Origin of the sequence: Halopseudomonas bauzanensis, from assembly GCF_900114735.1 — a bacterium.
Lineage (GTDB): Bacteria > Pseudomonadota > Gammaproteobacteria > Pseudomonadales > Pseudomonadaceae > Halopseudomonas > Halopseudomonas bauzanensis.
The window spans coordinates 275,601-289,472 of the sequence record NZ_FOUA01000001.1; the positions used below are offsets into that span (position 1 = coordinate 275,601).

The following is a 13,872-nucleotide window of genomic DNA, read 5'->3' on the forward strand; positions in this document are numbered from 1 at the left end:
GTTGTTTGTACCCACGCTGCTGGCCCTGGCCATTCTCTCGCAGAATGCCCTGGCTGATCGGTACCGTACCACCCAGAGCGATTTTGGCGGCGTGGGGCTGCTGCAGACTCCCACGGCGCGATTTGCCGATGAAGGTGCTTTCAGCTTCAACGCCAACCGGGTATCGCCCTATAGTCGTTACAGTATTTCTGTCACCCCGCTGCCGTGGCTGGAAGGGACGTTGCGCTATACCACGCTCAATAATCGCCGGTATAGCGCATCCGAGGAATTCAGTGGTGATCAGAGCCTGAAGGATAAGGCCATGGACGCCAAGTTCCGGCTGTGGGAAGAATCCTACTGGATACCCCAGATTGCGCTGGGCTTTGTGGACGTCGGCGGTACAGGTCTGTTCTCCAGTGAATATTTTGTGGCAAACAAACGCTTCTGGGATCTGGACCTGAGCCTGGGCATCGCCTGGGGTTATCACGGCAATCGGGGCGATATCAGCAACCCCTTCGGCGGCCTGCGCGACAGCGAACGCGCTGGGCGTGCAGAGGGTGACCGGGGCGGTAATTTCAATACCAGTACCTATTTCAGCGGCCCGGCGGCCTTCTTTGGCGGGGTCGAATACCAGACGCCCTGGGATCGGCTGCGCCTGAAGGTCGAGATGGAAGGTAACGACTACTCCTCCGAGCCGGGCGACCCGGATTTTGAGGTAGCGGATTCGCGTTTCAATATTGGTGCGGTGTTCAAGGTCAGAGACGGCATTGATATCAGTGCCGGCTGGGAGCGCGGCAATACCGCGATGATCGGTATCACTTTCAGCACCAACCTGAAAACCGGGCGCGGGCCGGAAAAGTTTCTCGATCCCGAACCGGAAGCGCGCCGCCCCCTGCCCGCGGGTGTATCCGGGCAAACGGTCGATTGGGCCAACGTCAGCGATCGCCTGAAAGACAATGCCGGCTTCGAGGTGGAAGAAATCGCCATCAAGGACCGGGAAGTCATCGTTACCGGCGAGCAGACCACCTATCGCAACGAAGCCGAAGGCGTTACCCGCGCCTCCCGCGTGCTGGACAACAGCCTGGGTGAAGGCACCTACGACTGGTACACCCTGGTCAACAAGCCCCGCGGCATGGCCGTGAGCGAAACCAGCATCAACCCGCAGCGGCTGCGCGATTACGAGCAGAATGCCGCCGACACTGAAGACCTGCGCCGCGGCATCGTCAATGCCACACCCAGCGTAGTAAGCAAGGATGTGGTGCATACCGCTGAGCTGGATAAGTTCGACTGGGGTCTGTCGCTGGGCTACAAGCAGAACATGGGCGGCCCAGACGGGTTCATTCTCTATCAGTTCCTGGCTCGCGTTAATGCCGAATACCGCTTCAACCGCAATAACTGGGTGCGCGGTAACCTGGGTGTGAACCTGCTCAACAACTATGACAAGTTCGAGATGCGCGGCACCAGTAATCTGCCCCAGGTGCGTACGCATATCCGTGAGTACCTGGTGACCTCGGACGTGGTGCTGGAGAACCTGCAGTACACCCATACCCGACAGCTGGATCGTGATGTGTATACCATGGCCTATGTTGGTCTGCTGGAGAGCATGTTCGGTGGTGTCGGTGGCGAGGTGCTGTACCGACCCTTCGATGCTGGCTGGGCGATCGGTGTGGACGCCAACTGGGTGAAACAACGCGGCTTCCGCCAGAACTTCGACTTCCGCGATTACTCTACCTGGACCGGGCATATCACCGGTTATTCCCAGACTCGCTTCTGGGACATCCTCGCCAAAGGCAGCGCCGGTCGCTACCTGGCCGGGGATTACGGTGCCACCCTGGATCTGTCTCGCCGCTTTGCCAATGGTGTGACCGTGGGGGCCTGGGCGACCAGGACGGATGTATCCTCGGAAGACTTCGGTGAAGGTAGCTTCGACAAGGGGATCTATTTTACCTTCCCGTTCGATGCCTTCTTCTCCCGGTCAACGACCTCTGCCGGCACCATCGCCTGGAACCCGACCACGCGAGACGGTGGTGCGAGACTGGCGAGGCAGTATGGTCTGTACAACATGACCAATGCGCGGAACATTGACCATTTCAATGATGGCTTTGGGTTGATGACGGAGTGATCCACTCCGCTCTGCCAACCTCTTCGCGGGCAAGCCTGCTCCCACAGGAAGCGCTCATCCAGCAGCGCTTCAAGCCTAAGCTCGATATTAGAGCAGGCTCTGTGGGAGCGGCTTTGGCCGCGAAGCCTTTCCATCAGCCAACGTCTGCTTTCCGTATTAGGAATTCTCTGCCGCTATGTGGATAAGCCTTTTCCGCCACTGGACCCGCTACCGGCTCCTTTACAAGATCCTGTTTTTCTCGGTGCTGTTCCTGGGCATGTATCTCGGCATGCGCCCTGGCCCGCCACCGACGCCATTCAAATTCAACATGATCGATTCCGTCTACCACGCCGGTGGCCTGTTCATCTGCACCCTGCTCAGCTACCTGGCCTTCCCCCGGTGGCGCTGGTGGTTGCGTGGCGTACTCATGTTCAGCGTGGGCGTGGCGGTGGAGTTCGTGCAGTCCTTCCAGCCCACCCGCTCTGCGGACATCCACGATATCTACGCCAACAGCGTGGGGGTGGGAGCCGGGTTGCTGGTAATATTGGCCTGGCAGTGTTATTCCATGCGCAGGGTGTGACGGCAGGCCGCGTACCATCCCGGCCGGGCCCTATCGCCACTTTTCAAATTCTATTCCGGTCAATAGCGGGGTAAAAAGTGAAAATGACTCAGCAGAATGCAACGTCCGTGGCACTGGTAACAGGAGCTACGTCGGGAATTGGTGTGGAGATCGCCAGGCGGTTGATTCAGGACGGTCTGCACGTTCTGATTACCGGGCGATCAGATGAGCGCGGGCGTCGGGTCGCTGATGAACTTGGTGAGCGCTGCCGATTCATCCGTGCCGACCTGAGCCAGCCTGGCGCAGCAGACCGGCTGATCGAGGCAACGCTCGCCGAGTGGGGGCGGCTTGATGTGCTCGTCAATAATGCGGCAATCGACCATACGAATGACCTGCTCGCGGTGGGCGAGGAAGAGATTCGCAGTACCTTCGAGACCAACACCTTCGCTCCCATGAACCTTCTGATCGCTGCTGCAAGAACCATGAAGGCGCAGGGTGAAGGCGGCTCCATCATCAATGTCACCTCACGTCTTGCGAGCATCGGCGTCCCGACCATGGGCGTCTACAGTGCGAGCAAAGGCGCGATGCTCGCCTTCACCAAGGCTGCTGCCATTGACCTGGCCCCGGAGAACATTCGGGTCAACGCCGTTGCCCCCGGCATGACCCGGACCCCGCTTTATCAGCAGTGGCTGGATAGCCTGCCAGACCCTGAGGGGGAAGCAGAACGTGTTGCGTCGGCGATTCCCCTGGGGCGCATCGCCGAGTCAAACGATGTTGCCTCGGTCGTGAGCTTCCTCGCTTCGCCAGACAACTCTTATCTGACCGGGATATCCATTCCCGTCGATGGCGGGTATCTGGCGAAATAGCTGTTGTATAACAATATTACGTGCTCATGCTATGCTCAAAACCCCCGAGATTTCACTCAATGAGGCGTCATGAGCCCGCATAAGCTCCGAACTGTTTCGGTAGTAGAAGCCATTGCTGAGCAGCTCAGCGAAGACATCTTCAGCGGGATGTTCCGCCCCGGAGAGACGCTCATCGAAACGCAGCTCGCGGCCCGGTTCGAAGTACCACGACAAACCATTCGCTCAGCCGTCGTGATGCTCATACATGATGGCATTCTGCGTCGCGAGCCCAACAGGAGTGTTTACATTCCTCGGTTTTCAGAAAGCGATATTCGTGATCTGTTCGCGGTGCGCCGGCTGATTGAGCTCGAAACAGTCCGTATTCTCACCACTCGGAAGGTGGTGCCGAAAGACGCCGAAAATGCGGTCAGGTTCATGGAAGTACTGCGCGACGAAGATGGCTGGGATGAAGTGCTCAAGTTTGACTTCGAGTTTCATCAGGCGCTGATTGCAGCTACCGGCAGCACTCGTCTGCAAAAGTTTTACCGCAGTATCTCTGCGGAAAAGCGGCTTGCTCTGACCTACTTCCGTTCCAGCCATGAATCACCCAGCGAGATCGCTCGCCAGCACCGTGTGCTGCTGGATACCATCCGCGCAGGAGATCCCGACGCCGCAGTCGAAGCATTCAGCGCCCACCTGGATGAGTCCGAAGCTTTTATCGACCAGGTTATACACTCCCAGCAAAAACAGCCCAGCCCTACCCTGTCATCCTCGGTGAAAGCCGGGAATCCGTAGCAGCATCGAGGTGTCCTGAACCCCGGGGCCCCGCCTCCGCGGGGGGTACCAGGGGTGAGAGAGCAGGTTATTTGCCTAACCAGTTGGGCAAAAACATCGAGATCTGCGGCACGTAGGCTATGACGAATAGCATCACGATGAGCGCGGCCACGAATGGGAGCGCTGCGAGACTCACCTTTTCGATCGAGAGCCCGCTGATCGCACTGGCGACGTTGAGGTTATCCCCCACCGGCGGAGTGGCGAATCCGATCATCGACGCCATAATCATGACCACGCCAAAGTGCACCGGGTCCATGCCCATTGCCGTGACCACAGGCACAAGAATGGGGGCAAGAAGGATGATGCCTGCGATGGTTTCCATGAACATGCCAATGAACACCAGCAGGATCAGGATCACCGCCAGAATCGCCCAGAACGGTACTGGTAGTGCACCGAGAAAATCAGCGATGAGCGTGGGGATGCGTTCGAGTGTCAGCACCCTGGCATAGGTCGATGCGGTCGCAATGATGACCAGGATCATCCCCGAGATAAGGAAGGTCGCCTTCAGCATTATCGGGATCTGGGTAATCTTCGTCTCACTGTAGATGAGGGCGAGCACCAGGCTGTACGCCACGGCAACACCGGACGCCTCTGTGGGGGTGAAAATGCCTCCGTAGATGCCGCCAAGCACGACGACGGGCATCAGCAGTGTCCATTTGGCATGCCATAACGCAGCCCGGCGCTCCTTCCAGCTGGCCTTGGGTACATCACCACCATAACCGTGCTTCTTCGACATATGGCGGCTCATGAGGTACAGCAGAAGCACGATGGCGAACCCGGGGACAAAGCCCGCCAGGAACAGGTCGCCGATTGAGGTGTTCGTGGTGATCCCGTAGATGATGAGCGGAATGCTGGGCGGAATCACGATGCCGATCCCGCCACCAGTGGCCACCAGCCCGGCACTGAACCCTCGCCCATACCCCTCTCGGATCATCGCTGGGATCATGATGCCGCCAATCGCGGCCACGGTTGCGGGCCCCGAGCCGCTCAACATCGCGAATACTGCTGTGCCCAGCAAGGTAACTGCCGGCAGGCCACCGGTCATGTGGCCGACGAAGGCTTTCGCCGCATCGATGAGCCTTCGTGAGAGCCCGCCATATTCCATGATGACGCCGGAGAGTACGAAGAGCGGGACGGCCAGGAGCGAATAGGAGTCCACCGCGCCGAACATGGTCTGGGTGAGATAGTTGACCGGGACCACTCCGGTAGCGAGAACAGAGAGTAGCGATGAGATGCCGAGCGCAAACGCAACCGGCATGCCCAGGATAAGCAATATCAGGAAGCTCAGGAAAAGAACGCTGATGCCCATGGGTCAGTCTACCTCGGTCTGTGACGGAGGGATGGGTGCAAAGGGTTGCCTGACGATGTCGATGATGGCTCTGGTCGTATGCTGCAATACGCGAAAGGACATCAGCAGCAACCCGAGGGGCAGCCCCAGATAAACAAGATACATGGGGATTTGAGAGGCCGGCGCACGCTGCCCCGTGGTGAACTGCCGATCGACCATGTCAACCGCGAGTTTCAGCATGAAGATGAGAAATGCGAGCCAGAGTACCAGCACGAAAAGGCGGATGATGCGCTGGGCGAGCGGTACCTTCTTGCCAATCAGGTCGACGATCACATTGAACCTGACATGCCGCTGGTACTTCACCGCATAGCTTCCGCTGAGATAGACGAACCAGACGAGGGCGTAGCGGGCGATTTCTTCAGACCAGACTGATGGGTTGTTGAATACATACCGCATGACGACTTGAAAAATGACGAGTGAGGCGAAAACGGTCAATGCCACGGTAGCCAGATAGGTCTCCACATGCTCATCGAAGTGCGCATAGATACTTTTGAGCATAGGCAGCAATCCCCCAAGTGCAGAGAAAACAGTGTGCCCCTGCCTGAGGATACTGTCCTTGGCAGGAGCACATTCAACAGCGACTACTGGATGGCTTCGAGGTAGGTAGTGTTACCTGCTGCCTCAAGAATGGCTTTGAGTTTCCCCGTGTCGACTTTGGATGCATTCTCCTTGTAGAACGGGATGGCGGAATCGATCCACTGTTGGCGTTCTTCATCGGTCAAGTCGGTTACCGTTCCACCGGCGGCCACGATCTTGGCCCGGATCTCGTCACTGATAGTCGACTTGAGCGAACGGATCTTCGCTACCATTTCATCTGCAGCATCTCGGATAATCTTTTGATCTTCAGCTGAAAGGCCTTCAAAGAAGGTCTTGCTGATGAGAATGACCTCGGGATCGTAGATGTGCCTGGTCTCGGTGAGGAAGTGCGCCGGCTCGGTAAACCTTGCCGAGAAGAGTAGCTCGTACGGGTTTTCAACCCCGTCGACTACACCCTGCTGGAGAGAGGTGAAAACCTCGGGGAAAGGCATGGGGGTTGGCGCTGCGCCGATACTCCGCCAATAGGCGATATGCATTGGTACCTGCATGGTGCGCAGCTTGATACCCCGCATGTCCTCAGGCGTTCTGACCGTGCCTTTGACCATCGCCAGGTTGCGGAAACCGTTCTCGCCCCAGCCCAGTGCGATCAAGCCGCTGTTTTCAAGACCGGCAAGCATCTCGTCACCCAGCTCGCTATCGAGGACTTTATATGCGGTCTCGGCATCCTCGAAGATGAAGGGAAAGTCGAAGACCTCAAGTGACTTGTCAAAGTTGGCAAGCACACCGACCGAGGGAGCCGTCATCTCGATGTCACCGAACTGCGTGGCCTCGATCATTTCACGTTCGCCCCCGAGTTGGCTGTCCGGGTAGACCTGCACCTTGATGCGTCCGTCAGAGCGCTCTTCCACAAGCTCAGCGAATAATGCGTATCCCTGGTTCTGGGTGTCACCGACCGAAATGACGTTGCCGAATTTAATGGTATAGCTATCGCTTTGCGCAACAGCATGCCCACCCTCACCGCCTGCCCAGATAGAAAGACCAAGTGCAGCGGCAATACCTACAGCGATAAAACCAGCCTTGCGAATCATCATGAATCTCCTTTTATTAGACTTTGGTGTCCGGAGTATTTGGTTGATGGATTCCGAGTGTTGGAGCGTTTTTTATCATTGAGGTTGATCCCCAACACCGTTGTACAGTAGCACAGCCCCTTTTTGTGGCAACTTGCCAGCAGGCAATTCAATTGCCCACCTTGCGCCACTCGTTCTGATCTCCTCCCCGGTGGCTCAGGCCACCTGCTGATGTCGCATTTACCGGGTCTCACGCCTGGCAATATTGTAGTAACGGATCTCCTGATACTCTTCGAGCCCCTCGTGACTTCCCTCTCGCCCGAGACCCGATTGCTTCATTCCACCGAACGGTGCTGCGGGGTTCGAGGGTACGCCGTTATTGATACCGACCAGGCCGGTCTCCAACTGGTCGGCAACGTTAAGTGCGCGGTCGAGATTCTCGGTAAAGACGTATCCGGCCAGCCCGAACGGTGTGTCGTTGGCTCGCTGGAGCACCTCTTCCTGCGTGGAGAAGCGGGAGATAGCTGCAACCGGGCCGAAGATCTCTGTGTTGGCGATATCTGCGTCGGCCGGCACCCGATCGAGAACCGTCGCCTCGAAGAAGTACCCGGCGTCCCCGGCAGCACGGCCACCGGCGCGCAATTCGGCGCCCCGAGTGACCGCATCATCTACAAGGCGCTGGAAGTTGTTCACCGCATCGCGGTTGATGACCGGCCCGAGGTCCACGCCCTCGGCGATAGAGTGTCCGAGCACCATCTGCGACATTCTCTTGCTGAACGCCTCGACGAAGTCGTTGGCAATTCCGTCCTGGACGTAGATGCGGTTGGCCGCGACACAGGACTGCCCGCCATTACGGAGTTTCGCCAGTATTGCCCCCTCCACCGCCCGTTCGAGGTCGGCGTCGTCGAATACGATAAGTGGTGCGTTACCGCCAAGCTCCATCGAGCTTTTAACGATGTTTTTCGCTGCCAGGCCCATGAGCGTGCTGCCTACGCCGGTGGAGCCGGTGAATGAAATCTTGCGCACGCGAGGGTCGCCGAGCACTGCCTCACTGAAGGCCGATGACTGGGTGGTGGTGACCACGCGCATCAGCTCGCGAGGCACGCCGGCCTCGGCCAGCAATTCAACCGTGAGCAATGTCGTCAGCGGCGTAAGCCCTGCCGGCTTGATCACCGAGGCGCAACCGGCCGCAATGGCGGGTGCGATCTTGCGGGTGATCATTGCCATCGGGAAGTTCCATGGCGCTATGAGCAGCGCGAGACCGACCGGTGCACGCTTCGTCAGAATCGTCGAGCCTCCAGCGGGGTTATCCCGGTAGCCTCCAGCCGGACGCAATAGCTCATCCGCATACCACCGCACATAATCGGCGGCATACTGCACTTCACCCTGGGCCTCGGCGAGCGTCTTCCCCATCTCACGGCTGATGACGTAGGCAAGCCGCTCCTTGTTGGCGATGAGCACCAGGTAGGCGTTGTGCAGCGTGTCTGACCGATGGCGCGGCGTCGTCTTCGCCCAGGCTCGGCCAGCTTCGTGAGCAATGGCAACCTGTGCGATGGCCTCCTCAGGGCTCAAGCTCGGCAGGGTGGCGATGCGCTCTTCGGTCGACGGGTCGAGTACGGCGAACTCCTTCTCGCCCGGTTCGTGATTGCTATAGCCCGGCAGACTTCGTAGCGCGTCGTCTGAAGCCGCAAGTCGCTCGGCTGAGGGGGTAGGCAGACTCATGATGCTCCGTTCTCCTTGGTTTGCTTACGCTATAGCGGCCGTCTTCGTCTTCGAGGCGTCAAGCACCGCACGCACCGCACCAACGAGATCGCGTACTTCCTGATCCGTGGTGATGAAGGGCGGGCTGATCTGTATGGTATTGCCGCGCAATGGGCGAGTGATGAAGCCCCGCTCGATGATCTGATCGGTCACCAGCTCGGCGCTGACATCGCTGGACAGCTCGATGCCACCGAGAAACCCGCCGACGCGCGTGCTCGTTACAAACTCATGTGATTCAATCGCCTTGAGCTCTCTGGCAAGCACCTGTTCAAGTTCCGCCGACCGCGCGACGAGACCCTCACGCTCCAGAATCTCGAGGTTCTTCAGCGCCAGGGCGGCGGTGACCGGATGCCCAGAGTAGGTGGTGCCGTGGCGATAGATTGGTGAGTTCGCACTTCTTTCAAAGAAGGGTTGCCACACCCGAGGGGCGACGAGGATGCCACCAAGGGCTGCGTACCCCGAGGTTATCCCCTTGGCGAAGACGACAATATCGGGCTTTAACCGATATCGACTCGACGCGAACATTTCGCCCGTGCGACCGAAGCCGGTGATGACCTCGTCGGCGATGAAGAGAATGTCGTGCTCGCGGCACAGGCGCTGGATCTCCTCAAAATAGCCTGCCTGCGGGGGATGCACCCCACCGGTGCCCATGACCGGCTCGGCGATGTACGCGGCGATATTCTTCGCGCCAATGCGCTCGATTGCCGCGGCGAAGGCGCCTGCGTCATGCATGGCAACACGCTCGGTGTCTGCTACCAGGGAGTCGGTACCATAGCCCTCACGATTGAAGTCGAGACCGGCGATACTGGTGCCATATGCGTGGAGCCCATGATAGGAGCCTTCCCGGCTGATCATGACTTTCTTGTCCGTGCGCCCCACATGGTTCCAGTAGCGGCGCGCCAGCTTCAGTGCGACATCGATCGAGTCTGAACCGCCGCTGTTCAGGATCACCTTGGGGTCGTCGATTGGCGCAATGCTTACGAGTTTTTCGGACAGCTCGATCGCCCGCTCGTTGGTATAGCGGCCGAACACATGGTAGACCTCAAGCTTCTTCATCTGCTCGTATGCCACCTGCGCCATCTCTTCGCGGGCGTGGCCTATATTGGCGTACCAAAGCGACGCGGTGCCGTCGAATAACCGCGCGCCGGTATCGGTGGTGAGATACGCACCTTCAGCGGACACCACATTGATCTGGCGACCGATTACCGAGGGCATGTGCGCCTGTGCGCTCCATAATGCCGGAGTAGTCATATCGAACTCCTCTCAAAGTGAGAACAGGTAAATTGTAATACAATCCCTCACAACACTAACTGTAGTACTGTCTTACAATTAATCCAAACCAACGACATCACACTTCCGGGTCATTGGTCGCACGCTGGGTCATCTGCCGTCAGAGATAGCTCTGGCGATAGCGCGGCCCAGGATTTCTGTCGTTCCCTGCCCTCCTATATCAGGCGTCAGCACGCTGTTGTCGCAGGCGGCAAGTACCGCCTCGAAGGCTGCGACAATGGCGTTTGCGGCCTCCTGATGACCCAGATGTTCGAGCAACATGGCTCCGGACCAGATCTGGCCGATCGGATTGGCCACCCCGCGCCCGGCGATGTCCGGCGCACTGCCGTGTACCGGCTCGAACAGGCTCGGAAAGGTGCCCTCAGGGTTGATGTTGGCCGAAGGGGCCACACCGATGGTGCCGGTGCAGGCCGGGCCCAGGTCAGAAAGAATGTCGCCAAACAGGTTGCTGGCTACTACCACGTCGAACCAGTCCGGGTGCATGACGAAGTGAGCGGTGAGGATATCGATATGGAACTGATCGACGGTTACCTCGGGATAATGCTGCCCCATCGCCGCAACGCGCTCGTCCCACCAGGGCATGGTGATGGCGATGCCGTTTGATTTGGTGGCTGAAGTGAGTTTCCGCCGGGGCCTGCTTTGGGCCAGATCGAATGCGTACTTCAACACCCGGTCGGTGCCATGGCGGGTCATCACCGTCTCCTGGATTACCACCTCGCGCTCGGTGCCCTCGAACATTTTGCCGCCGACGCTGGAGTATTCTCCCTCGGTGTTCTCGCGCACCACGTAGAAGTCGATATCTCCCGGCTGCCGGTCGGCTAGCGGGCTCTTGATACCGGGAAGCAGCCGGCAGGGGCGCAGGTTGACGTACTGGTCGAAGCGGCGACGAAACTGCAGCAGTGATCCCCAGAGGGAGATATGGTCGGGCACCGTCTCGGGCCACCCCACGGCCCCGTAGAAAATGGCATCAAAACCCTTGAGGGTCTCGAACCAATCATCGGGCAGCATCTGGCCATGTTCGATGAAGTAATCGCAGCTGGCGAAGTCGAAATACTCGAATTCCAGCTCGATATTGAAGCACTTGGCCGCAGCCTCAAGCGTCCGCACACCTTCGGGCATTACTTCTTTGCCAATGCCGTCGCCGGGAATCACTGCAATGCGATGGGCCACGTTCACTCCCCCTGCCAGTGGAATGACTCCAGTCTAGTCCCTGATGTGAAGGCGACAATCAGTCTAAGATGCAATCTACTATTGAATAAAAGTGGAGGGTTCATGTCCAAACTCGATGACCTGGCTTTCTTCCAACACCTGGCGCGGGCTGGCAATCTCACAACCACCGCCCAGGGGCTGGGCCTCTCCCTTTCTGCGGTAAGCAAACGCCTCAAACTACTCGAGACCCGGCTCGGGGTAACTCTGGCCAGCCGCACCACCCGGCGGCTGACCCTGACGGCAGAGGGCGAGCGCTACCTGTTACGTGGTGCAGTCATACTCGAAGAGCTATCCGAGCTGGAGGAAGCCCTCGGTGCACAGCGCGCCGCGTTGTCGGGGCCGCTCAAGATCAATGCCACATTTGGCTTTGGACGGCGCCATGTGGCCCCGCTGCTATCTGACTTCTGCGCGCGCAATCCTGGAATAGACGCATCGCTGGAGCTATCCAACTTTCCAATGTCCCCTGGTGAACAAGGGGTTGATATCGCCATCCGGGTAGGAGAGTTGCCCGACTCGCGATTGGTAGCCCGTCTGGTTCTCGCCAATCGTCGGGTGTTATGTGCCGCCCCCGCCTATGCGTCGAGCATTGCCCCGCTGGACACGCCGGCCAGCCTGGCAGATCACCCGTGTCTGGTGTTGCGCGAAAATAATGACAACTATGCTATCTGGCGCTTCACTCACCGCGAGCACAGTGAGCGAGAGCAAGCGGTAAAGGTGGCGGGGCCTTTGGAAAGCAACGACGGGGAAGTTATTGTGCGCTTCGCCCTGGATGGTCACGGGATTATTCTGCGTTCTTACTGGGATGTGCGCGAACACCTGTCAAGCGGCCGGCTGGTGGAGCTGCTCCCGGCCTGGAAGTCCGAAAGTGCAGACTTCCATGCGGTGTACGAGCATCGGCGCTTTGTTCCCGCCCGTATCAGAGAATTTGTGAGCTACCTGCAGGCCGAACTCCCTGGCCGCGTAAACCCAATCTACTAGCGGCCCGTGCCGGCGTCTGGGCGCGGAGGTATAACGGAAACCGCCCGGGCAGGCGGCTCCCAGCTCAGCTTACGCTGATAGCTCTTCCAGCGGCCCGAAGAACTCGTAGCGCTGATTTTCTGCGGGAATGCCAAGGGCATTGAGCAGTTTCTGGCAGTTCTGCATGAAGGGCTTCGGGCCGAGGAAGTAGACATCCACGTCGGGGCCGTCGGGCAACATGGCACTGAGCATCTGCTGGTCGAAGAAGCCGGTATCGTGGGGCTGGTCCCCTGCCAGCGGGTGGCTGTACACATAGCTGATCGACAGGTTGTCATGCTGCTGCGCCAGCGCATCAACATGCTCGCGGAATGCATGGGTGCTGCTGTTCAGCGCGCCGTGCAGAAAGTGCACCTGACGCCCGCTCTCCAGTGCCGGCTGCAACATGCTGATGGCCGGGGTGATACCCACGCCGCCAGTCAGCAGTACCAGCGGGCGTTGCTGCTGGTTAAGCATGAAGCTGCCGCTCGGTGCGGTCAGGCGCAGTTCGTCACCGACCTGGATGCGATCATGAAGGAAGCTGGATACCTCCCCTTCAGCTTCGCGCTTGACGCTGATACGGTAGTGCCCAAGGCCCGGGCGGTCGGACAGGGAATAGTTGCGGCGCACCCTTCTGCCGTCGATATCCACCACCAGGCAGGTGAACTGCCCGGGCACGAACTCGGCCAGCGGGCCGTCATCGCTGGGCACCAGGTAAAAGGAGGTGATCACGTCGCTTTCACGCTCCTTGCGCTGCACGGTAAAGCTACGCTCGCCGCGCCAGCCACCGGTTTTCTGTTCGTTCTGCTGGTAGCGCTGCTCTTCGGCGCCGATCAGAATATCCGCCAGTTGCCCATAGGCTTCACCCCAGGCACCCAGCACGGCGTCGCTGGCGGCTTCGCCAAGGACTTCCCTGATAGCGGCCAGCAGACATTCGCCGACAATCGGATAGTGCGCCGGCTGGATGTTCAGCGATACGTGCTTCTGGACGATCAGCGAGACGGCATCACCCAGCACCTCCAGGCGATCCAGGTTGGCGGCGTAGGCGACTACCGCGTTGGCCAGGGCCTGGGGTTGCGTGCCCTGCCCTTGGTGCGCCTCGTTGAAAAAGCCCTTTACCTCGGGGTAGCGCTCGAACATCAACGGGTAGAACACTGCGGTGATGGTCGCGGCATGCTCACGCACGACAGGCAGCGTGGCGGCGATGATGTCTTTACTCTGTTGGGATAGCATTTTTTCTCTCTTGTAAAATTGACTCATATCAAGGCGGTATGAGGGAGAGCATGTATCGTGCCAGAGGCACGTTTGGCGCCAGGGTTGGACTTCAGCGCGGTATGTGTATAAATAAC

Annotated in this window: 12 protein-coding genes; 5 read left to right on the plus strand and 7 right to left on the minus strand. The window is 58.9% G+C overall.

The genetic code is table 11. The features are described from left to right. Positions 1-16 precede the first annotated feature (16 nt). The 4 genes from BM267_RS01310 (at position 17) to BM267_RS01325 (ending at position 4,279) form a co-directional block, all read left to right on the plus strand. Positions 17-2,101 (plus strand): YjbH domain-containing protein, encoded by a 2,085-nt coding sequence (locus BM267_RS01310; RefSeq protein ID WP_074778754.1) that lies wholly within the window; start codon positions 17-19, stop codon positions 2,099-2,101. Positions 2,102-2,276: 175 nt separating this feature from the next. After that, a complete protein-coding gene (locus BM267_RS01315; protein ID WP_074778319.1) occupies positions 2,277-2,660 on the plus strand; it encodes a VanZ family protein in 384 nt (127 codons plus the stop codon). 83 nt (positions 2,661-2,743) lie between these two features. Further along, entirely contained in the window at positions 2,744-3,505 is a 762-nt protein-coding gene (locus BM267_RS01320; RefSeq protein WP_074778318.1) for an SDR family NAD(P)-dependent oxidoreductase, read from the plus strand. A 69-nt stretch (positions 3,506-3,574) separates the two neighbouring features. Further along, positions 3,575-4,279 (plus strand): GntR family transcriptional regulator, encoded by a 705-nt coding sequence (locus BM267_RS01325; RefSeq protein ID WP_074778316.1) that lies wholly within the window; start codon positions 3,575-3,577, stop codon positions 4,277-4,279. Positions 4,280-4,346: 67 nt separating this feature from the next. Here BM267_RS01325 and BM267_RS01330 read toward each other — a convergent pair whose 3' ends face one another. The 6 genes from BM267_RS01330 to BM267_RS01355 form a co-directional block, all read right to left on the minus strand. Next, on the minus strand, positions 4,347-5,627 hold the full coding sequence (locus tag BM267_RS01330; RefSeq protein ID WP_074778314.1) for a TRAP transporter large permease: 1,281 nt from the start codon (positions 5,625-5,627) through the stop codon (positions 4,347-4,349). Positions 5,628-5,630: 3 nt separating this feature from the next. Further along, positions 5,631-6,164 carry a TRAP transporter small permease gene (locus BM267_RS01335; protein WP_074778312.1) on the minus strand — a complete coding sequence of 178 codons (534 nt, stop codon included), beginning with the start codon at positions 6,162-6,164 and terminating at the stop codon, positions 5,631-5,633. An 83-nt stretch (positions 6,165-6,247) separates the two neighbouring features. Next, the gene (locus tag BM267_RS01340; RefSeq protein WP_083392399.1) at positions 6,248-7,294 is read right to left on the minus strand and encodes a TRAP transporter substrate-binding protein; all 1,047 of its coding nucleotides are present in this window, start codon (positions 7,292-7,294) and stop codon (positions 6,248-6,250) included. A gap of 216 nt (positions 7,295-7,510) precedes the next feature. Then, a complete protein-coding gene (locus BM267_RS01345) occupies positions 7,511-8,992 on the minus strand; it encodes an NAD-dependent succinate-semialdehyde dehydrogenase (protein ID WP_083392398.1) in 1,482 nt (493 codons plus the stop codon). A 24-nt stretch (positions 8,993-9,016) separates the two neighbouring features. Then, entirely contained in the window at positions 9,017-10,282 is a 1,266-nt protein-coding gene (locus BM267_RS01350) for an aminotransferase family protein (protein ID WP_074778308.1), read from the minus strand. A 129-nt stretch (positions 10,283-10,411) separates the two neighbouring features. Next, entirely contained in the window at positions 10,412-11,497 is a 1,086-nt protein-coding gene (locus BM267_RS01355) for a tartrate dehydrogenase (protein WP_218144701.1), read from the minus strand. A 96-nt stretch (positions 11,498-11,593) separates the two neighbouring features. Between BM267_RS01355 and BM267_RS01360 the strand changes: the two genes are divergently transcribed. Further along, the gene (locus tag BM267_RS01360) at positions 11,594-12,508 is read left to right on the plus strand and encodes a LysR family transcriptional regulator (protein WP_074778306.1); all 915 of its coding nucleotides are present in this window, start codon (positions 11,594-11,596) and stop codon (positions 12,506-12,508) included. A 69-nt stretch (positions 12,509-12,577) separates the two neighbouring features. Here the strand turns inward: BM267_RS01360 and hmpA are convergent, their stop codons facing one another. After that, on the minus strand, positions 12,578-13,756 hold the full coding sequence (hmpA, locus tag BM267_RS01365; protein WP_074778304.1) for an NO-inducible flavohemoprotein: 1,179 nt from the start codon (positions 13,754-13,756) through the stop codon (positions 12,578-12,580). Between the last annotated feature and the right edge of the window lie 116 nt (positions 13,757-13,872).